Origin of the sequence: Microbacterium sp. HA-8, from assembly GCF_046111165.1 — a bacterium.
Lineage (GTDB): Bacteria > Actinomycetota > Actinomycetes > Actinomycetales > Microbacteriaceae > Microbacterium.
The window spans coordinates 114,008-131,856 of the sequence record NZ_CP162025.1 but is presented as its reverse complement, the minus strand read 5'-3'; the positions used below and the strand labels follow the sequence as shown (position 1 = coordinate 131,856).

17 protein-coding genes are annotated in these 17,849 nt (G+C 70.5%); 9 read left to right on the top strand and 8 right to left on the bottom strand.

The annotated features are described in order from the left end of the window. The first annotated feature begins 48 nt into the window (after positions 1-48). Entirely contained in the window at positions 49-978 is a 930-nt protein-coding gene (locus AB2L57_RS00640; protein ID WP_292813619.1) for a phosphoribosylaminoimidazolesuccinocarboxamide synthase, read from the top strand. 218 nt (positions 979-1,196) lie between these two features. Then, complete coding sequence (locus AB2L57_RS00635; RefSeq protein ID WP_409047825.1) at positions 1,197-2,072, top strand: VOC family protein; 876 nt, start codon at positions 1,197-1,199, stop codon at positions 2,070-2,072. 117 nt (positions 2,073-2,189) lie between these two features. Here the strand turns inward: AB2L57_RS00635 and AB2L57_RS00630 are convergent, their stop codons facing one another. From AB2L57_RS00630 to AB2L57_RS00610, 5 genes are all read right to left on the bottom strand, one after another. Next, on the bottom strand, positions 2,190-3,206 hold the full coding sequence (locus AB2L57_RS00630) for a LacI family DNA-binding transcriptional regulator (protein WP_292813622.1): 1,017 nt from the start codon (positions 3,204-3,206) through the stop codon (positions 2,190-2,192). Positions 3,207-3,286: 80 nt separating this feature from the next. Continuing rightward, the gene (locus AB2L57_RS00625; RefSeq protein WP_409047824.1) at positions 3,287-4,753 is read right to left on the bottom strand and encodes a GH1 family beta-glucosidase; all 1,467 of its coding nucleotides are present in this window, start codon (positions 4,751-4,753) and stop codon (positions 3,287-3,289) included. A 57-nt stretch (positions 4,754-4,810) separates the two neighbouring features. Continuing rightward, positions 4,811-5,728 (bottom strand): carbohydrate ABC transporter permease, encoded by a 918-nt coding sequence (locus AB2L57_RS00620; protein ID WP_409047823.1) that lies wholly within the window; start codon positions 5,726-5,728, stop codon positions 4,811-4,813. Further along, positions 5,725-6,759 carry a carbohydrate ABC transporter permease gene (locus AB2L57_RS00615; RefSeq protein WP_409047822.1) on the bottom strand — a complete coding sequence of 345 codons (1,035 nt, stop codon included), beginning with the start codon at positions 6,757-6,759 and terminating at the stop codon, positions 5,725-5,727. Before AB2L57_RS00615 ends, AB2L57_RS00620 begins: the two co-directional genes overlap by 4 nt. A gap of 94 nt (positions 6,760-6,853) precedes the next feature. Beyond that, positions 6,854-8,125 (bottom strand): ABC transporter substrate-binding protein, encoded by a 1,272-nt coding sequence (locus AB2L57_RS00610; RefSeq protein ID WP_409047821.1) that lies wholly within the window; start codon positions 8,123-8,125, stop codon positions 6,854-6,856. Between the two features lie 352 nt (positions 8,126-8,477). On the opposite strand from AB2L57_RS00610, the gene purS reads away from it, so the two are divergent. After that, positions 8,478-8,726: a phosphoribosylformylglycinamidine synthase subunit PurS gene (purS, locus tag AB2L57_RS00605; protein WP_292815766.1), complete on the top strand. Its 249-nt coding sequence runs from the start codon at positions 8,478-8,480 to the stop codon at positions 8,724-8,726. After that, on the top strand, positions 8,723-9,430 hold the full coding sequence (gene purQ / locus AB2L57_RS00600) for a phosphoribosylformylglycinamidine synthase subunit PurQ (protein ID WP_292815763.1): 708 nt from the start codon (positions 8,723-8,725) through the stop codon (positions 9,428-9,430). The genes purS and purQ overlap by 4 nt, the downstream gene beginning before the upstream one ends. A 52-nt stretch (positions 9,431-9,482) precedes the next feature. On the opposite strand, the gene AB2L57_RS00595 is transcribed toward purQ, so the two are convergent. After that, positions 9,483-9,914 carry a DUF1761 domain-containing protein gene (locus tag AB2L57_RS00595; RefSeq protein WP_292815760.1) on the bottom strand — a complete coding sequence of 144 codons (432 nt, stop codon included), beginning with the start codon at positions 9,912-9,914 and terminating at the stop codon, positions 9,483-9,485. 119 nt (positions 9,915-10,033) lie between these two features. Between AB2L57_RS00595 and AB2L57_RS00590 the strand changes: the two genes are divergently transcribed. Continuing rightward, positions 10,034-10,963, top strand: a complete 930-nt coding sequence (locus tag AB2L57_RS00590; RefSeq protein WP_409047820.1) for a 2-hydroxyacid dehydrogenase — start codon at positions 10,034-10,036, stop codon at positions 10,961-10,963. 63 nt (positions 10,964-11,026) lie between these two features. Here AB2L57_RS00590 and AB2L57_RS00585 read toward each other — a convergent pair whose 3' ends face one another. After that, complete coding sequence (locus AB2L57_RS00585) at positions 11,027-11,617, bottom strand: NTP transferase domain-containing protein (RefSeq protein ID WP_409047819.1); 591 nt, start codon at positions 11,615-11,617, stop codon at positions 11,027-11,029. 50 nt (positions 11,618-11,667) lie between these two features. On the opposite strand from AB2L57_RS00585, the gene AB2L57_RS00580 reads away from it, so the two are divergent. Together AB2L57_RS00580 and AB2L57_RS00575 are read left to right on the top strand one after the other, a co-directional pair. Beyond that, positions 11,668-12,771, top strand: coding sequence for an XdhC family protein (locus tag AB2L57_RS00580; RefSeq protein ID WP_409047818.1), 1,104 nt, complete (start codon positions 11,668-11,670; stop codon positions 12,769-12,771). A 90-nt stretch (positions 12,772-12,861) separates the two neighbouring features. Continuing rightward, a complete protein-coding gene (locus AB2L57_RS00575) occupies positions 12,862-13,629 on the top strand; it encodes a nucleoside phosphorylase (RefSeq protein ID WP_292811993.1) in 768 nt (255 codons plus the stop codon). Positions 13,630-13,638: 9 nt separating this feature from the next. Here AB2L57_RS00575 and AB2L57_RS00570 read toward each other — a convergent pair whose 3' ends face one another. Further along, the gene (locus AB2L57_RS00570; RefSeq protein ID WP_292811996.1) at positions 13,639-14,034 is read right to left on the bottom strand and encodes a DUF1304 domain-containing protein; all 396 of its coding nucleotides are present in this window, start codon (positions 14,032-14,034) and stop codon (positions 13,639-13,641) included. 121 nt (positions 14,035-14,155) lie between these two features. On the opposite strand from AB2L57_RS00570, the gene AB2L57_RS00565 reads away from it, so the two are divergent. Then, on the top strand, positions 14,156-15,010 hold the full coding sequence (locus AB2L57_RS00565; RefSeq protein WP_409047817.1) for an FAD binding domain-containing protein: 855 nt from the start codon (positions 14,156-14,158) through the stop codon (positions 15,008-15,010). Next, the gene (locus AB2L57_RS00560; RefSeq protein ID WP_409047816.1) at positions 15,007-17,784 is read left to right on the top strand and encodes a molybdopterin-dependent oxidoreductase; all 2,778 of its coding nucleotides are present in this window, start codon (positions 15,007-15,009) and stop codon (positions 17,782-17,784) included. The genes AB2L57_RS00565 and AB2L57_RS00560 overlap by 4 nt, the downstream gene beginning before the upstream one ends. Positions 17,785-17,849 lie beyond the last annotated feature (65 nt).

Here is a 17,849-nt window from a genome sequence, read left to right as displayed (position 1 = left end):
AAACCCAGGGCATTCCCAGCCCGCCGCGCACCCCGGGATAATGGGCGGGTGAGCTCCCCCCTCGATCTTCCCGGCTGGCGGCACGTCTACTCCGGCAAGGTGCGCGACCTGTTCGTGCCCGCCGCGACCCCCGACGGCGGAGCGCCCGAGCGGATGCTCGTCGTCGCCTCCGACCGGGTCAGCGCGTTCGATCATGTGCTCGAGCCCGGCATCCCGGGCAAGGGCGAGCTGCTGACGACGCTGAGCCTGTGGTGGTTCGACCAGCTCGCGGGCGCCGACGGCGGGCCCGCGGTACCCAATCACCTCGCCGCCTCCGCCGAGCTCGGAGCGGACGACGAGGCGCACGAGACGATCCCGGATGCTGTCACCGGGCGCGCGATGGTCGTCCGCTCTCTCGAGATGGCGCCGATCGAGTGCGTCGTGCGCGGATACCTGACCGGGTCGGGCTGGGCCGAGTACGACGCCGAGGGAACGGTGTGCGGCATCCCGCTGCCCTCGGGCCTTGGCAACGGCGATCGGCTGCCCGAGCCGATCTACACCCCTGCCTACAAGGCGCCTCTCGGCGAGCACGACGAGAACATCACGTACGAGCGCACGGTCGAGCTCGTCGGCCCGGCACGTGCCGCCGAGCTGCGCGACGCGTCGCTGGCGATCTACGGCCGAGCGGCCGCGCTCGCGGAGGCGCGCGGTCTGATCCTCGCCGACACGAAGTTCGAGTTCGGCACCGACGAACGCGGCGTTCTGCGCCTCGCCGACGAAGTGCTCACGAGCGACTCGTCGCGGTACTGGGATGCTGCCGCATGGCACGCGGGCGGATCACCGCAGGAGCGCATGGCCAGCTTCGACAAGCAGATCGTGCGCGACTGGCTCGCCGCCCACTGGGACAAGACGGGCGAGCCGCCGGCGCTGCCGAGCGAGGTCGTCGAGCGCACGCTCGCGCGCTATCGCGAGCTGCTCACGCGCCTCACCGGCGCCTGACTTGGGTGTCCCACTTTTTGTCGCCTGCGCCTGCGCGAGGCGACAAAAAGTGGGACACGCCTCGACATGGCAGCGAGTGACGGGCGGCATCCGCACGAGCAGAAGCAGGACACTGCCTCATCCGTATCTCGAGGCCACCTCAGCACCAGCGATCGTGCGGATGGTGGCACCAGCCCGGAATGCACCGCGCCCGAACTCGGTTGAGCATGCACGTGAATATGAATACGTCCAACGGGCTCGCCCCGGCGACGGCAATGGGGCCCGTGACCCTCGACGTCGGCGACCTCGACGGGATGACCGGGTTCTACCGCGACGTGATCACGCTGCAGGTGCTGGGAGCCGAAGGCGATTCGGTCACGCTCGGCCGCGCCGCACGACCGATCGTCGTCCTGAGACACAGCCCGCACCTGCGCGCCGCGGCGCCGCAGTCCGCGGGGCTGTTCCACACAGCCATCGTCTTCGAGACGCAGGCCGCCCTCGCGGCCGCACTGTACTCGGTCGCCTCCCGCGCGCCGCAGACGTTCACAGGCAGCGCCGATCATCTCGTCAGCCAGGCCTTCTACCTCACCGATCCCGAGAGCAACGGCGTCGAGCTCTACTGGGATCGCGCTCGTACCGAATGGTCCTGGACGCACGGCCGGGTCGAGATGGCCACGCTCTCCCTCGACCCGAACGCCTTTCTGGCAGAGCATCTGACCGCGGATTACTCAGGCGACGCGCGGCGCGCGGCTCCGGCATCCATCGGGCACGTGCACCTCTCGGTGGGCGACGTCACGACGGCGCGCGAGTTCTACGTCACTCGCCTCGGCTTCGACGAGACGCTCGACTACGGGGGTCAGGCCCTCTTTGTCAGTGCGGGCGGATACCACCACCACATGGCGATGAACGTGTGGAACTCGCGCGGTGCAGGACCCCGTATGCCCGCGCTGGGGCTCGGTCGCATCGACCTCGTGCTGCCGGATGCCGATGCCCTGGGTTCCCTCGGCGAGCGGTTGAGGCACCACGGCACGCCCGTGCGCGACGACGGCCGCACCCTCGAGTTCGACGATCCCTGGGCCAACCTGCTGCACGCGACCGTACCCGGGCGCGGCTGAGCACCGCTCTGTCCCGAGCGCCCCACCGGCGCCTGACTTGGGTGTCCCACTTTCTGTCGCCTGCGCCTGCGCGAGGCGACAGAAAGTGGGACATGCAAGACCGCCAGGATGCTGGGGTCAGGTCGTCTCGCGAACCACAAGCTCGGTGGGCATGATCAGCGCCCGCTCGGCCGGGGCCGTTCCCGCGAGCACCTGGATCAGCAGCGACGCCATCGTCTCGCCCATCTGCTCGAGCGGCTGGCGGATCGTCGTCAGCTGCGGTTCCCGGTCGGTCGCGACCGGCGAATCGTCGTAGCCGACGATCGCGACGTCCTGGGGAACCCTGATGCCCGCGGCGGTGAGCACACGGATCGCGGCGCGCGCCATCATGTCGCTCGCAACGAAGAGGGCGTCGAACTCGCGGCCGCTCGCGAGGATCCGGCGCATCGCGTCCTCCGCGAGTTCGGGCTTGAAGCCGCCGTCCTCGGCGGGCCCCTCGGCGAGCCCCGCCTCGGCAAGGGCGGCGCTCCAGCCCGCGAGCCGGTCGACACCCGCGGGCATCGACAGCGGACCCGTGATCGTCGCGATGCGCGTGCGCCCGCGCTCGATGAGGTGCTGGGTCGCGAGGCGCGCCCCAGCGACGTTGTCGACGTCGACGAAGTGATGCGTGTCGCTCCACTGCGCGGGCCTGCCGCCGAAGACGAGCGGCACGGCCGCAGCGATCGCGTCGATGAAACGGTCCTCGGCGTGATGTGAGGCCACGAGCGCCCCATCGATCGTGCCGCTGCGCACATACGACGCCGTCTTGTTGCTCGGATCGTCCGACGCGATGATGAGGTTCAGCAGGTAGTCGCTCTCACTGATCCGCCGACTGATCCCCGTGACGATCCCGGCGAAGTAGGGATCGCCGAAGAACTGCGAGGCGTCCTCGGGCACGACGAGCGCGATCGCGTGGGTCTGCCGGCTCGCGAGCGAGCGTGCCGCGCGGTTGGGAACGTACGCCAGGCGTTCGATGGCGCCCTTGACGGCCGCGAGCGCCTCGGGGCTGACGGCGCTCGAGCCGTTCACGACCCGCGACACGGTCGAGCGCGACACCCCTGCCGCCGCGGCGACCTGTTCGATCGTCGGGGTGGCGCGAACGGCGTCGGTGGCCATGGCTTCTCTCATCGGGTGGGGCCACGCGGGCCCGGGGCGACGCGAACGGCGCCGGGGCCCGGATGCGGCCCGGACGGCGGTCAGTGCCCCGCGGCCGGCTCCGGGTCGAGGGCGCGCGCGGCGATGATGCGACCATACTCCAGGCCGCTGTCCTTCACCGTGCGCTCCTGGGTGTCGTAGTCCACGCGAACGATCCCGAAGCGCTTCTCGTACCCCCAGGCCCACTCGTAATTGTCGAGCAGGGACCAGTAGAAGTATCCGCGCACATCGACTCGCGCCTCGATCGCGTCGAGGATCGCCGCGAGGTGCACCCGCACGAAGTCGCGGCGCTCGGCATCGTGCACGCGCGGGCCGGCGTCGGTCGGCGTCACGACGTCGTCGTAGGCCGCCCCGTTCTCGGTCACGTACAGCGTCGTGCCCGCCGGTCGCGCGTACTCGTCCCAGACCCGCTGGAGCAGGCTCGTCAGCCCGCGGGGCTGCACCTCCCAGTTCATCGACGTGCGGGGCAGCCCGCGCTCGTGCCAGAAGATGCCCTCGTGCGAGGGGAACGGGGAGCGCCCCTCGCGATCCGTGGGGGCGTCCCCGGGCTTCGGGGGATCCGCCGCCTCGCGACCGCCGACGAATTCGCCGTGGTAGTAGTTCACGCCGAGCGAATCGATGGGCGCCGCGATCGTCTCGAGGTCTTCGGGCAGGATGGCGGCGTCGAGGGCGGCGCGGGCCGCAGCATCCACCCCCGCGAGGTCTTCGAGGATGTCGGCCGGGTACTGGCCCCGGAAGATCGGGTCGAGGAACCACCGGTTGAACTGCCCGTCGATGCGGCGCGCGGCGTCGACATCGGCGGGGTCGGCCGGGTCGGCGGGCTCGGCGACCGTCAGGTTGAGCGTGATGCCGAGCTCGAGCGCCGCGTCGCGGGCCCGCAGCTCGCGCACGACCGTGCCGTGCCCGAGCAGCAGGTGGTGCGCGGCGAGCACCCCGTCGGTGACGCTCTGCCGCCCCGGGGCGTGCAGCCCCGCGGTGTAGCTGAGGAAAGACGAGCACCACGGCTCGTTGAGGGTCGTCCAGATGTCGACGCGGTCGCCCAGCGCGTCGTGCATCGACAGCGCGTACTCGGCGAAGCGATCGACGGTGTCACGGGCGGTCCAGCCGCCTTTCTCCTCGAGCGCCTGGGGCATGTCCCAGTGGTAGAGCGTGAGCCACGGGATGATGTCCGCCGCGCGCAGCTCGTCGACCAGGCGTTTGTAGAAATCCAGGCCCGCGGGGTTGACCGCGCCCCCGTCGGGACGCACCCGTGACCAGGATGTCGAGAAGCGGTACGTCTGCAGGCCGAGGCGCTTCATGAGGGCGACGTCGTCGCGATAGCGGTGGTAGTGGTCGCACGCGACATCGCCGTTGTCGGCGTTGATCACGGCGCCGGGCACGCGGGCGAACGCGTCCCAGATGGATGCTGTCCGCCCGTCTTCGAAGGCTGCTCCCTCGATCTGGTACGCGGCGGTGGCCGCACCGAACAGGAAGTCACTCGGAAACGGACGCGTTTCGGGCACGCTCATCACGCGCTCCTCTCTCAGCGGATGTGACGGTCGAGGGATGCCGGCGGACGGCATCCCTCAGCCCTTGACTGCTCCCTGCATGATCCCACTCACGAGCTGCTTTCCGGCGAACACGAAGAGGATGAGCAGGGGGATGGTCGACAGGAGCACGCCGGCGAGCACGATCGAGTAGTCGACGAAGTAGTTGGACTGCAGGAGCGACAGCGCCACCGGGAGCGTGGGGTTCTGCCGGTCGAGCACGATGAAGGGCCAGAAGAAGTTGTTCCACGCCGTGACGAAGGTGAACAGGCCCAACATCGCCGCGGCGGGCCGCGCGGCGACCAGCCCGACCGTCCAGAACGTGCGGATCATCGATGCCCCGTCCACCCGAGCCGCCTCGATCAGCTCGTCGGGGACGGACTGGCGCAGATACTGCGTCATCCAGAAGACCCCGAACGCGCTCGTGAGGGACGGGATGATGATCGCGCCGATGCTGCCCGTCCAGCCGAGATCGCTGAAGAGGATGTACAGGGGCACGACGCCCAGCTGCATCGGCACCGCCATGGTGGCGATGACGAAGACGAGCAGCCATCCGCTGCCGCGGAAGCGGAGCTTGGCGAAGGCCCACCCGGCGAGGGTCGAGAACGCCACCACCGAGAGCGCGATGAGGGCGGAGCTGTAGATCGAGTTCCACAGCGCCGGCCAGAAGTTCACGGCCGGATCGTTCATGACCGAGGCGGCGTTGGCGAAGAAGTTCCCGCCCGGGATCCACGACATGTTCGGGTCGCGGATCGTCGTCGAATCGCCCGAGCCGATCAGGAACGACCAGTAGAACGGAAAGATCGAGCCGACCAGCACGACGCCGAGCGCGACGTACGTCCAGACGCCCGGCCGGTTGCCGCGGATGCGGATCGCGCGGGCGCCGCGACGGCTCTTGCGTGCATTCGGGATGCTGCTCTCGGTGATCGCGAGAGGGGGTGTGCCGAGCGAGGTCATCGGGCGTCCTTTCGTGCGCGGCGGACGGCGCGCCGGTATGCGCGCGTCATCGCCCCGCGCTTGCCCTCGTCGCGGACGAGGGAACGGGTGACGAGCAGGTTGATCAGGCCGATCACGAGGATGATCAGGAAGAGGATCCAGGCCATCGCCGCCGCGCGGCCGAAGTTCCACTGCCCCCAGCCGATGTCGTAGAGGTACAGGGTGATCGTCAGCCACTGCTGCGCGGCGCCGCCGCGGCCGAACTGGTCGTACATGCGCGGTTCGTCGAAGATCTGCAGCCCGCCGATCGTCGAGGTGATGATGACGAAGATCAGCGTCGGCTTGAGCGAGGGCAGGGTGATCGAGACGAACTGCCGGAACGCGCCCGCGCCGTCGATCGAGGCGGCCTCGTAGTAGTCCCGGTTGACCGCCTGCATGGCCGCCAGCAGGATCAGCGTGTTGTAGCCGGTCCAGCGGAAGTTGACCATCGTCGCGATGGCGACGTGGCTCCAGAACGGATCGGTGTGCCAGGGGATCGGTCCGATGCCGACGCCGCCGAGCAGGGTGTTGACGAGACCGAACCGGTCGGCGAAGAGGTTGGAGAAGATCAGCGCGACCGCGACCGGGGCCACGATGTAGGGCAGCAGCACGCCCATGCGCCAGAACGTCTTGGCGCGGATGTTCCGGTCGAGCAGCGCCGCGATGAAGACCGCCGCGACCAGCTGCGGCACCGTCGAGAGCAGGAAGATGCTGAAGGTGTTGCGCAGGGCCGTCCAGAAGTGAGGCTGCTGCAGGATCCAGATGTACTGGTCGAACCCGACGAACGTGCCCTCCCCCCGCACGAGGTCCCAGTCCTGGAATGAGATCACCGCGGTGAAGACGATGGGGAAGAGCCCCGTGATCGCGAAGAGGATGAAGAACGGCGAGATGTAGAGGTAGGGCGAGACCTTGAGGTCGAAGCGGCTGAGCCTCTGACTGAACGAGAGCACTCGGGGTGCGCGGGGCGGCGGAGCCTCGTCCTGCACGGACGGGCGCGTGGCGGTGACGGTCACGGGGGATCCTTTGCGGCGGGCGGTGACGAGAGAGGGTGGATGTCGGGGCCCCGGCATCCCGGATCGGATGACGGGGCCCCGCTCGGTGGCCGGCCTAGAAGGCCGACACCTCGGTCACCCAGCTCTCCCACGAGACCTCGGGGGTCTCGAGGCCGTCGAACACGCGCGTCACGGCGTTCTGCAGCGCGTCGTGGAACTGGAAGTACTTCGGTCCCTTGAAGGGCGAGACGGTGACGGCCTCGGCCCGCGCCACGCCGATCTCGCCGGTGGGGGCGTCGTTGAAGTACGCGTTGGTGAAGCCGGTGAGGTTGGTGTCGCCGTACGCGTCGGTCTGGCTCGGGAACGTGCCCGCGTTGACGAACGCCTTGACCTGCTGCTCGGGTGCCGTCAGCCAGTCGGCCAGTGCCTGCGCCGCCTCGACGTTCTCGCCGTCGGCGGGCACGGTCAGGTACGACCCGCCCCAGTTGCCGCCGCCGCCCGGGAAGACATCGGCGATGTCCCACCCGGCGACGTCGGGCGCCTCGCCCGAGATGATGCCGTGCATCCAGCCCGGGCAGAGCATCGCGGCGAACTCGCCGTTGGCCATCGAGGCGTACCAGTCATCACTCCACTGGCCGGGGAATGCGGCGATCGGGATCGCCTTCTCGACGACGGTCTCGTACGCCGCCTGGACCTCGGGGTTCTCGGTGGCGATGATCGTGCCGTCGGGCTCCTCGTAGGTGTACTCGATCTGGTTGACGATGCCCTGCAGCACCGAGTTCGCCGAGTCGATGAACGGCTTGCCGGTCGTCGCGACATAGTCCGCTCCGACCTCGAAGAAGGTGTCCCAGTCCCCCGCGAACAGCTCGGCGACTCCCGCGCGGTCGCTGGGCAGACCCGCCTCGGCGAACAGATCGGCGCGGTAGCAGATGGCCTGGGGGCCGATGTCGGTGCCGTACGCGACGAGGTTGCCCTCGGCATCCGTCGCCGCCGCTTCCTTCCAGTCGAGCCAGCGGCCCTTGAGGTCGTCGGGGACGGGAGCGAGCAGGTCGGAGTACTGCATCATCTCGGCGAACCAGTCGATCTCGACCGCCTCGATGTCGGCGAGGCCCGTCTTGCCGAGCTTCTGGAAGTAGTTGGCGCGGGCGTCGTTCGACGTGGCGGCCTTGTTGTGCACGATCTCGACGCCGGGGTTGGCGTCCATGTACTCCTGCAGCAGCTCGTCGGTGTAGCCGAAGTCGTTGAAGGTGGCGATCGTCAGGGTCGTGGTGCCGTCGGCGTCGCCCTCGGTGTCGCCTCCGCCGCCGGCGCAACCGGCGAGGACGAGGGCAGAACCTGCGGCCGTGGCTGCGACGATCGCGATGCGCCGCTGTGCGCGTGATTTCACGTTCACTCCTTTGTGTGTGGGTGCAAGACATCGGTGTTGCGGCCCGTCGTGGGAACGCTCCCACCGATCGAGACGTGACTCTATGGGAGCGGTCCCACGCTGTCAAGCACTTTGTGGGATCGCTCCCACGGCCGCGCACCTCTCGCGTTGGGGCGTCAGAACGCCGTTGGTTGGGGCGTCAGAACGCCGTTGGGGCGTGCTGCAGCGCGCCCCAACGTGATTTCGACGCCCCAACGCGGATCCCGCGCCCACCGCGTGCCGCACGCGGGATTGCACGCGGGACGCGACGGGGCCCGCGGACGACGACGACTAGACTTGCCGCGATCCCCACCCGCGACATCCGGAGCCTCGAATGCCCACCATCGTCGTCGACGTCATGCCCAAGGCCGAGCTGCTGGACCCGCAGGGAAAGGCCGTCACCGGAGCCCTCACCCGACTCGGGGTCGAGCAGTTCAGCGCCGTCCGCATCGGCAAGCGCTTCGAGCTCACCGTCGACGGCGACGTCACCGACGCCGTGCTGGCGAAGGCGCGTGAGATCGCCGAAGACATCCTCTCGAACTCCGTCATCGAGGATGTCGTGGGCATCGAGGTCGTCGAGTGACCACGCGCATCGGGGTCATCACCTTTCCCGGCTCGCTCGACGACGCCGACGCGCGGCGCGCCGTGCGCGTGGCGGGCGCCGAGCCGGTGGCGCTCTGGCACGGTGACCACGACCTTCGCGGCGTCGACGCCATTGTCCTGCCCGGCGGCTTCAGCTATGGCGACTACCTGCGCGCCGGAGCGATCGCCGCGCACGCGCCGATCATGGCCGACGTCAAAGACGCGGCGGGCAGGGGGATGCCGGTGCTCGGCATCTGCAACGGCTTCCAGATGCTCGTCGAGGCACATCTGCTGCCCGGCGGCCTGATCCGCAACGCCCACCAGCAGTTCATCCGCCGCGACCAGCGGCTGCGAGTGGAGAACGCGGACACCGCGTGGACGAACGGGTTCGCGCCGGGGCAGGAGATCGTCATTCCGCTCAAGAACGGCGATGGCGGCTACATCGCCGACGACGACACGCTCGACCGGATCGAGGGCGAGGGCCTGGTGGCGTTCCGATACCTCGGCGTCAACCCCAACGGTTCGCTACGCGACATCGCCGGGCTCACCAACGAGCGCGGCAACGTCGTGGGCCTGATGCCGCACCCCGAGCATGCGGTCGAGCTCGGCTTCGGCCCCGACATGCCCAGCGCGATGCGCTCGGGCGAGGACGGTCGCGTGTTCTTCGAGAGCGCCGTGGCCGCGCTGGTCTCCGCCGCGGCCTGAACGGCCCCGTTCAGACCGCCCCGTTCAGACCGCCCCGTTCAGACGGTCCCGTTCAGACGGTCCCGGCAGGGGGCCAGACGCCGATGATGAGCGCCATCACGACGATGGTCACCAGTTCGTGCGCGACGTTCATGACCGTGAGCGCGGCCGGGCGTCCCTCGAACGCGTCGTGGGTGATGAACCGCGCCGCCGTGAATCCGGCCCACAGCAGGATGCCCGTCACGATCGCCCCCACGAGGAACGATCCTCCGTAGAAGTGCCACGCGATGGCCACCGCCCCCGCGAGCACCCAGGCGGTGATGAAGCTCACGATCACCGTAACGACGATCGGCACCACCGCGGAGGCCCCGGGCCGGTCCATGTCGACCTTCGCCAGGCGCGCCCACCTCGTGCCGAACACCTTCGGCGTGTACCAGATCGAGCCGACGACCATGCTCGATGCCGTGGCGATCAGCACGGCCCAGTAATTGATCTCGGGAATCATCGGGAAGCTCCCTTCGGTGTGTGCCGAGCGTAGCGCTCGCGGGCGCCGGCCGACAGGCAGGCGCGAGGCGCGAGACGCAGGGCGCGGGACGGGCGCCCGGCGATGCCTAGGCTGGGACCATGCCGCATCCGCTCGTCGTGACCGTGCCCACCGAACAGCTCGCCGAGGACCTCGCTCCCCTGCCCGACGGCGTCGACGTCCTGGTGTGGTCGATGGACGGGCCCGCTCCGCGCAGCCACCTCGACATCGTCGTGCCGCCGTACATCTCGGCCGATCGTGTGCTGCCCATGCTCGCCGAGATCGATGTCACCCTCGTGCAGGGCCAGTCCATCGGCTGGGAGCACATCGGGCAGCACCTGCCGGCGGGGCTCACCTTCGCCAATGCCTCGAGCGTGCACGAGACCTCGACCGCCGAGCTCGCGGTGGCCCTCACCCTGGCCGCCCAGCGCCAGATCCCCGACTTCGTCCGCGCCCAGATCAGTGAGCGCTGGACCACCGCGTTCGCCCCGAGTCTCGCCGACCGCCGCGTGCTCCTTCTCGGCTACGGCGGCATCGGCAAAGCTGTCGCCGCGCGCCTGGCGGGCTTCGAGGTCGAGCTCGTGCCGGTCGCCTCCCGCGCAAGAGAGGACGACGGCATCCACGTGCACGGCGTGGAGGAGCTGAAAGAGCTCCTCCCGACCGTCGACATCGTGATCCTGACACTGCCGGGGGGCGCGTCGACGCGCCATATTCTCGACGACGACGCCCTCGCCGCCCTGCCCGACGGGGCTCTCGTGGTCAACGTCGGCAGAGGCGAACTCATCGACACCGACGCCCTCGTCGCGCATGTCGAGCGTGGGCGCATCCGCGCGGCGCTCGATGTCACCGACCCCGAGCCGCTCACGCCGGGTCACCCGCTCTGGACATCGCCCGGCGTGCTCATCTCCCCGCACGTCGGCGGGGCATCGAGCGCGATGGGTCCGCGGATCGCGCGCCTCGTACGTACGCAGATCGAGCGGATGCTGCGCGGCGAGCCCCCGATCAACGTCGTCATCGACGGGGCTCGCTGACTCGCGCCCGGCGCGACGCGAGGACGTTCGCGCGACACGAGGACCTCGGCGCGCGAATCCTCCTCACCCCGTGCCGGAGTCCTCGCCACGGGGACGCACGTCGATGTCGGCGCCCGACCACAGGTCGCCGCACTCCACGGTGACCGCGCCATGCCGCGCGAGGTACGCTCCTGCGCCACGATCCTCGGTCAGTCCTGAGATCAGCGCCGGGAAGTGATCGCGGCCGATGAGCACGGGGTGACCGGGCGCGCCGCCGTACGTCGCCTGCACGAGGGCCGTCCGCGGCTCCTCGCGCGCCCCGGCGATGATGCGGCGGACGGCGCGGGGGTCGGCATCGGGCGTGTCCACGGGCATGACGACGACGGCATCCACCCTCACGGCGCCCAGGCCCGCACGCAGCGTCGCGGACAGACCCCGCGCCCAGTCCTCGACGAGGACGACGACCGCGTCAGGGGGCACCAGGGGAGCCGCTTCGTCGGCACCGGCGCCGAGTGCGACGAGGACGGGATCGCACCCTCCGCCGCGCAGCAGATCGACGGCGATCGCAAGCCAGGGCGTGCCATCGGCTCTCCGCGCGAGGGCTTTGGGTCCGCCGAAGCGCGCCCCGGCGCCGGCCGCCAGCACGAGGCCGGCGAGGGGAGGGCGCGATGTCACGATGTCGCCAGCGTAGCGCGCGCGTAACACGGCCGGGTTAGCGTGAACGCATGCTCGAACTGGCCGCCGATCTGCTGCCGCGCCTGCGCGCGGGCGAGCCTGTCGCGCTCGTCACGGTCACCCGCGTCGCCCGCAGTGCCCCCCGTGGAGCAGGGGCGTCAATGGCGGTGACGGCACGCGGCGAGGTGATCGGCTCGATCTCCGGCGGATGCGTCGAGAGCGATGCGGTGGTGCTCGCGCACGCCGTCCTCGCCGACGGCGTCGCGCGCGCCGCGCGCTTCGGATTCAGCGACGAGACCGCACACGCGGCGGGACTCGCCTGCGGGGGCACCGTTGACGTGCTCGCCTACCGCCTTGCGCCCGAGGACACGATCTCGCGCACAGCCCTCGACGCATCCCTCGCCGACGACCGCGTCTCGATCGCCATCGCCACCCGCGGTGAGCGGCAGGGCATGATCCTGGATGTCGAGGCGCTCACCGCGTTCGCCCCCGAGGTCGCCGCCGAGATGGATGCTGCCGCCGTGCTGGCCGAGACACGACCCATCGCCGACGGATCCTGGCTCGTCCTCTCCCGCGCGCCGCGGGCTCGGCTCATCATCGCGGGGGCGGGCGAGCACGCGGCGGCCCTGTGCCGGATCGGTGCGGCGGCAGGTTTCGTCGTCACGATCTGCGATCCGTGGCCCCTGCTCGCCACGCGGGAACGCTTTCCCGATGCCGCCGAGATCGTCATCGACACCCCCGCGGAGCATCTGGCCACCCTCGCGCCGGATGCCGTCGACGCACGCACCGCCGTGTGCGTGCTCACCCACGATGAGCGACTCGACATCCCCGCGCTTCATGCCGCTTTGGGCATGAACGTCGGGTTCGTGGGAGCGATGGGTGCGCGGAGCACGGTCGCGCACCGGCTGAACGCCCTGCGGGAGCGCGGCGTGGACGAGGGCGACCTCGCCCGGCTGCACTCTCCGCTCGGGCTCGATCTCGGGGGTGCGTCGCCCGAGGAGGCCGCCGTCGCCGCGATCGCCGAGATCCTCGCCGCCCGCCACGGCGCGACCGGTCGGCCGCTGCGCGACCTCGCGGGCCCCATCCACGCGCGCACGCCCGCCGACATCGCGTGCGCCCTGCCCGCCACGCCCGCCACCCCCGCGAGTGCATGACACATCGCCGAGTGCACGACATGACCGCCGCGGCCGGCTCGTGCACTCGGCGACACGTCGTGCACTCGGCGCAGATCCAAGGAGACCCGCATGTCCACAGCCGTCGACAAATCCCAGGCCGGAATCGACGCCCGCCAGTACCACATCGGCATCGCCCCGGGTGAGGTCTCCTCGGTGGCGCTGCTTCCCGGCGACCCGTTCCGGGTGCCGTTCGTCGCGGAGTTCCTGACCGATGTGCGGGAGGTGGCGCACAACCGCGAACACCGCACGATGACCGGCTGGTACAAGGGACGCCACATCACGGCGACATCCACCGGCATGGGCTGCCCGTCCACCGCCATCGCGGTCGAGGAACTCGCCCGCGTCGGCGTGACGAGCTTCATCCGCGTCGGAAGCTCGGCCGGCGTGCAGCCCGGCATCCTTCCCGGCGACCTGCTCGTGAGCGAGGGCAGCTTCCGCAACGACGGAACGACCGACGCGTACCTGCCCAAGGGGTTTCCCGCGGTTCCCGATCTCGAACTCACCCTCGCACTGAACCGACACGCCGAGCGCATCGCGACAGCATCCGGGGTTCATGCCTACAGCGGCATCAGCGTGAGCGACGACGCGTTCTACGCCGAGACTCCCGAGTGGATCGGCGAGCTGAACCGGATGGGCATCCTGAACGTCGAGATGGAGGCGTCCGCGCTGTACATCGTCGCGCGGCTGCGTGGCCTGCGGGCCGGAATGGTGTGCGCGTGCTCGAGCAACCTCGTCGACGGGGCCTCGCTCTACGACGACAACAAGACGGCGCTCAAGGACGGTTGGATGCGGTCGATCGAGGCCGCGCTCGAGACCGCCGTCGAGCTCGAGCTCTGATCCGGCGCGTCATCGCTGGAGGAGCAGTCCGGTCACGGTGCCCACGACGGCCAGGAGGGGGAAGAATCCCTGCACGAGCGCGGCGCGGCGCTTGCGGCGCGCGCTGAGCGCCAGAACGAGCGCGGCGGCCAGCATCGAGCCGGTGCCGGCGAGGACGAGCGCGGCGCCCGCGGGCTGCGCCCCGGCGAGCAGCAGAACGATGCCGAGGGACGCCACGACGGCGAGAAACAGGTTGTAGAAGCCCTGGTTGAAGGCCAGCGCCCGCGTGTGCTCCACCTCGGCGTCGGAGCGGAGCCCGAAGATGCGACGACTGCGGGGTCCGGCCCACACGATCGATTCAAGCCAGAAGATGTAGACGTGCACGATCGCCGAAAGCCCCGCGCAGACGATTCCTACGATCAGCATGCGACCTCCTCGACCCGCCCAGCCTGGCACAGACCGCGGCGCGGTAACACAGCCGAAATCCGCGCCTGATTCACTCGCATTGTTCACCTGATCAACAGACCCACACCGCCGGGAGGACCCCGTGGACCTCAACACCGTGACGAGCTTCCGTCGCGCACGCACGCGCGCGGACCTCGTGCTCGAACCCGGTGAGATCCTGCTCGGCGGCGGCACGTGGCTCTATGGCGAGCCGCAGCCCGAGGCGACGGGCCTGGTCGATCTGACGACGATGGGCTGGCCCGACCTCGACGTGACCGCCGAGGGGCTGACCATCGGCGCGACCTGCACGATCGCGACGCTGGTCGCCTTCGCGCAGGGGCGTCATCGGATCTACCCGCCCGCCGAGTGGACGGCGACGAGCACGTTCCCGGTGGCCGCGAACGCGCTGCTGGCCTCGTTCAAGATCTGGAACACCGCGACGGTCGGCGGCAACATCTGCCGCTCGTTCGCCGCCGGCGCCATGGTCTCCCTGGCGGCCGGGCTCGACGGGGTCGCTCTGATCTGGACGCCGGACGGCGGCGAACGTCGTGTGGCGGTCGCCGACCTCGTCACCGGCAACGGCGAGAACGACCTCGCACACGGCGAGGTGCTGCGCGCGGTCGAACTGCCGGCATCCGCCCTGACATCCCGACTGATCCTGCACAAGATCGCTCTCGCCGAGCTCGGTCGCTCCGGTGCGGTCGTCACGGGCCGACTCGACGACGACGGTGGCGCGGTCTTCGGCATCACGGCCGCAACCCTCCGCCCGACGATCCTTCGTTACGCCGCGATGCCCACCGCCGAGCGGCTGGCCGGGCACGTCGGCGCCGCGACCGGCTTCTACACCGATCCGCTCGGCAGCGCGGACTGGCGCCGCGGCGTCGCGATCGTGTTGGCGGAGCGCGCCCGGCGCGAGCTCGCCGCGGCACCCGAGACGGAAGGCGGGCAGACCCGATGAGATTCGAGATCGACGGCGCTTCCCTCGAGGCGGAGCCCCGGCCCGGCCAGTGCCTGCGCACGCTGCTGCGCGAGCACGGGCGCACCGAGGTCAAGAAGGGCTGCGACGCGGGCGACTGCGGCGCGTGCGCCGTGCTGCTCGACGGTGAGCCGGTGCACTCCTGCATCGTCCCCGCCCCGAGGGTCGAGGGCCGACGGGTGACCACCGCCGCGGGTCTCGCTCCGGGCGACGAACTCCATCCCGTGCAAGAGGCCCTGATCGAGCACTTCGGCTTCCAGTGCGGCTTCTGCACCCCCGGCATGAGCGTGACCGCGTCCGCGCTGGGCCCGGACGACCTGCCCGATCTCGACCGCCGCATGAAGGGCAGCCTCTGCCGCTGCACGGGCTACCGCCCGATCCGCGAGGCGATCATGGGCGCGGTCCGCGAGACGACCAAGCGGGATGCCGAGGCTCCGGCATCCGCGCGCGCCCCCGGCGTATGCGATCACGGCGCCGCATATTCGGGCGTGGGCGCATCCGTCTCGCCCGAGCCCGCGCGCCGTGTCGTGCAGGGGCAGGAGCCGTTCACGTTCGATGTCGCGCAGCCCGGAACGCTGGTGCTGCGCGTGGTCGGATCACCGCATGCGCACGCGCGCATACGTTCGATCGACACCACCGCCGCGCGCGCCGTCGCCGGCGTGGTGGCCGTCTTCACGCACGAGGACGCGCCCGCGACGCGCTACTCCACGGGCAGGCACGAACACCGCACGGACGACCCCGACGACACCCGGCTGCTCGATGACGTCGTCCGACACGTCGGCCAGCGGGTCGCCGCCGTCGTCGCCGAGACGGCCGCCGCTGCCGAGGAGGCCTGCCGCCTCATCACGATCGACTACGAGGTGCGTCCCGCGGTCTTCGAGCCCGAGGCGGCACGCAGCCCCGGCGCACCGCTGCTGCATCCCGATCGCACCCCGGCCGACCGGGTGGCGGACGCCGGCCGCAACGTCGTCGCGGCTCTGCACGCCGGGTACGGGGGCGACGTCGATGCCGCGCTGGCCGCCAGCGCCGTCACCGTCTCGGGAACGTGGCAGACCGCGCGCGTCTCACACGCCCAGCTCGAGACGCACGGCGCCGTCGGCTGGATGGACGACGAGGGCCGCCTCGTCATCCGCTCGAGCACGCAGGTGCCCTTCCTCACTCGCGACGAGCTGTGCCACGTCTTCGACCTGCCGCGGGAGAAGGTCCGCGTCTACGCGCCGCGGGTGGGCGGCGGCTTCGGCGGCAAGCAGGAGATCTTCACCGAGGACCTCGTGGCCCTCGCCGTGCTGCGCACCGGACGTCCGGTCGCGTACGAGTTCTCGCGCACCGACCAGTTCCAGCGCGCTGCGGTGCGGCATCCCATGCGCGTCACGGTCACCCTGGGCGCCACGCGCGAGGGGGAGCTCACCGCGATCAAGCTCGAGGTGCTCAGCGACACCGGCGCATACGGCAACCACGCGATCGGCGTGATGTTCCATTCCTGCTCCGAGTCGATCAGCCTCTACCGCGCGCCCGTCAAGCGCGTCGACGCAGAGGCGGTCTACACCAACAACGTGCCCTCGGGCGCGTTCCGCGGCTACGGCCTCGGGCAGGTGCAGCTGGGTGTCGAGTCCGCGATGGACGAGCTCGCCCTGCGGCTGGGCATCGACGCCTTCGATCTGCGGCGCATCAATGCGGTGCGCGAGGGCGAGGCGCCCCTGGCGTGGCACGACGAGCCCGAGCACGATGTCATCTGGGGCAGCTACGGCCTCGACCAGTGTCTCGATCTCGCGCAGGATGCGCTGCGTCGCGGCAACGGCTCGGTCGCCCCCGAGGGCTGGCTCGTGGGCGAGGGCATGGCCTCGACCATGATCGCCACGATGGCCCCCCGCGGACACATCGCGCACACGACGGCGACCCTCCGCCCCGACGGCACCTACGCGGTGCGAACCGGCACGGCCGAGTTCGGCAACGGCACGACGACGGTCCAGCGCCAGATCGCAGCATCCGTCTTCGGCGTGGGCGGCGAGCGCATCACGCTCGCGCACGCCGACACCGACGTGGTCGCCCACGACACGGGGGCGTTCGCCTCGGCCGGCACGACCGTGGCGGGCAAGGCCCTGTACGCCGCGTGCCTCGCGCTTCGGGAGCGGATGCTGCAGCTCGCCGCCGCTCGTCGTGACGTCTCCGCGGCGGACTGCGCCCTCGTCGACGACGGCGTGCAGACCCCCGCGGGGATCGTGACCTTCGCCGAGATCGTCGCCGCGGCATCGGCCGACGAACGTGCATCCGATGGGCTCGTCGCGCGCGGCGAGGAGTTCGGCGACGTGCGCTCGCTCGCCTTCAACGTGCACGCGGTGCGCGTTGCCGTCGACCCCGAGACCGGCAGCGTGCGGATCCTGCAGCAGATCCAGGCGGCCGATGCGGGGTTCGTGATGAATCCCGCGCAGTGCATCGGTCAGATCGAGGGCGGCGTCGCACAGGGCGTGGGCAGCGCGCTGTACGAAGAGGTGCTGGTCGATGAGCGGGGCGCGGTCGAGAACCCGATGTTCCGGCTCTACCGGGTGCCGCAGATGGCCGACATCCCCGACACCGAGGTGTACTTCGCCGACACCGACGACGATCTGGGTCCCTTCGGCGCCAAGTCGATGAGCGAGTCGCCGTACAACCCGGTGGCCCCCGCGATCGGCAACGCGATCGCCCGGGCCCTCGGCTCGCGGCCGTACGAGCAGCCCTTCTCGCGCGATCGCGTCTGGCGGCTCGCCCAGCAGCGCTGACCCGCGGCGCCGGGTGGCAGCATCCCGTCGCCCGCGCCGCGCCCGCTCTCCTGCGTTGGGGCGTC

Coding starts and splice junctions, on each gene's coding strand:
- AB2L57_RS00575 (WP_292811993.1), top strand. CDS start 12,862: ATGTCCACAGCCGTCGACAAATCCCAGGCCGGAATCGACGCCCGCCAG.
- AB2L57_RS00620 (WP_409047823.1), bottom strand. CDS start 5,728: ATGACCTCGCTCGGCACACCCCCTCTCGCGATCACCGAGAGCAGCATC.
- AB2L57_RS00590 (WP_409047820.1), top strand. CDS start 10,034: ATGCCGCATCCGCTCGTCGTGACCGTGCCCACCGAACAGCTCGCCGAG.
- AB2L57_RS00580 (WP_409047818.1), top strand. CDS start 11,668: ATGCTCGAACTGGCCGCCGATCTGCTGCCGCGCCTGCGCGCGGGCGAG.
- AB2L57_RS00560 (WP_409047816.1), top strand. CDS start 15,007: ATGAGATTCGAGATCGACGGCGCTTCCCTCGAGGCGGAGCCCCGGCCC.
- AB2L57_RS00635 (WP_409047825.1), top strand. CDS start 1,197: ATGAATACGTCCAACGGGCTCGCCCCGGCGACGGCAATGGGGCCCGTG.
- AB2L57_RS00625 (WP_409047824.1), bottom strand. CDS start 4,753: ATGAGCGTGCCCGAAACGCGTCCGTTTCCGAGTGACTTCCTGTTCGGT.
- AB2L57_RS00570 (WP_292811996.1), bottom strand. CDS start 14,034: ATGCTGATCGTAGGAATCGTCTGCGCGGGGCTTTCGGCGATCGTGCAC.
- purS (WP_292815766.1), top strand. CDS start 8,478: ATGCCCACCATCGTCGTCGACGTCATGCCCAAGGCCGAGCTGCTGGAC.
- AB2L57_RS00595 (WP_292815760.1), bottom strand. CDS start 9,914: ATGATTCCCGAGATCAATTACTGGGCCGTGCTGATCGCCACGGCATCG.
- AB2L57_RS00630 (WP_292813622.1), bottom strand. CDS start 3,206: ATGGCCACCGACGCCGTTCGCGCCACCCCGACGATCGAACAGGTCGCC.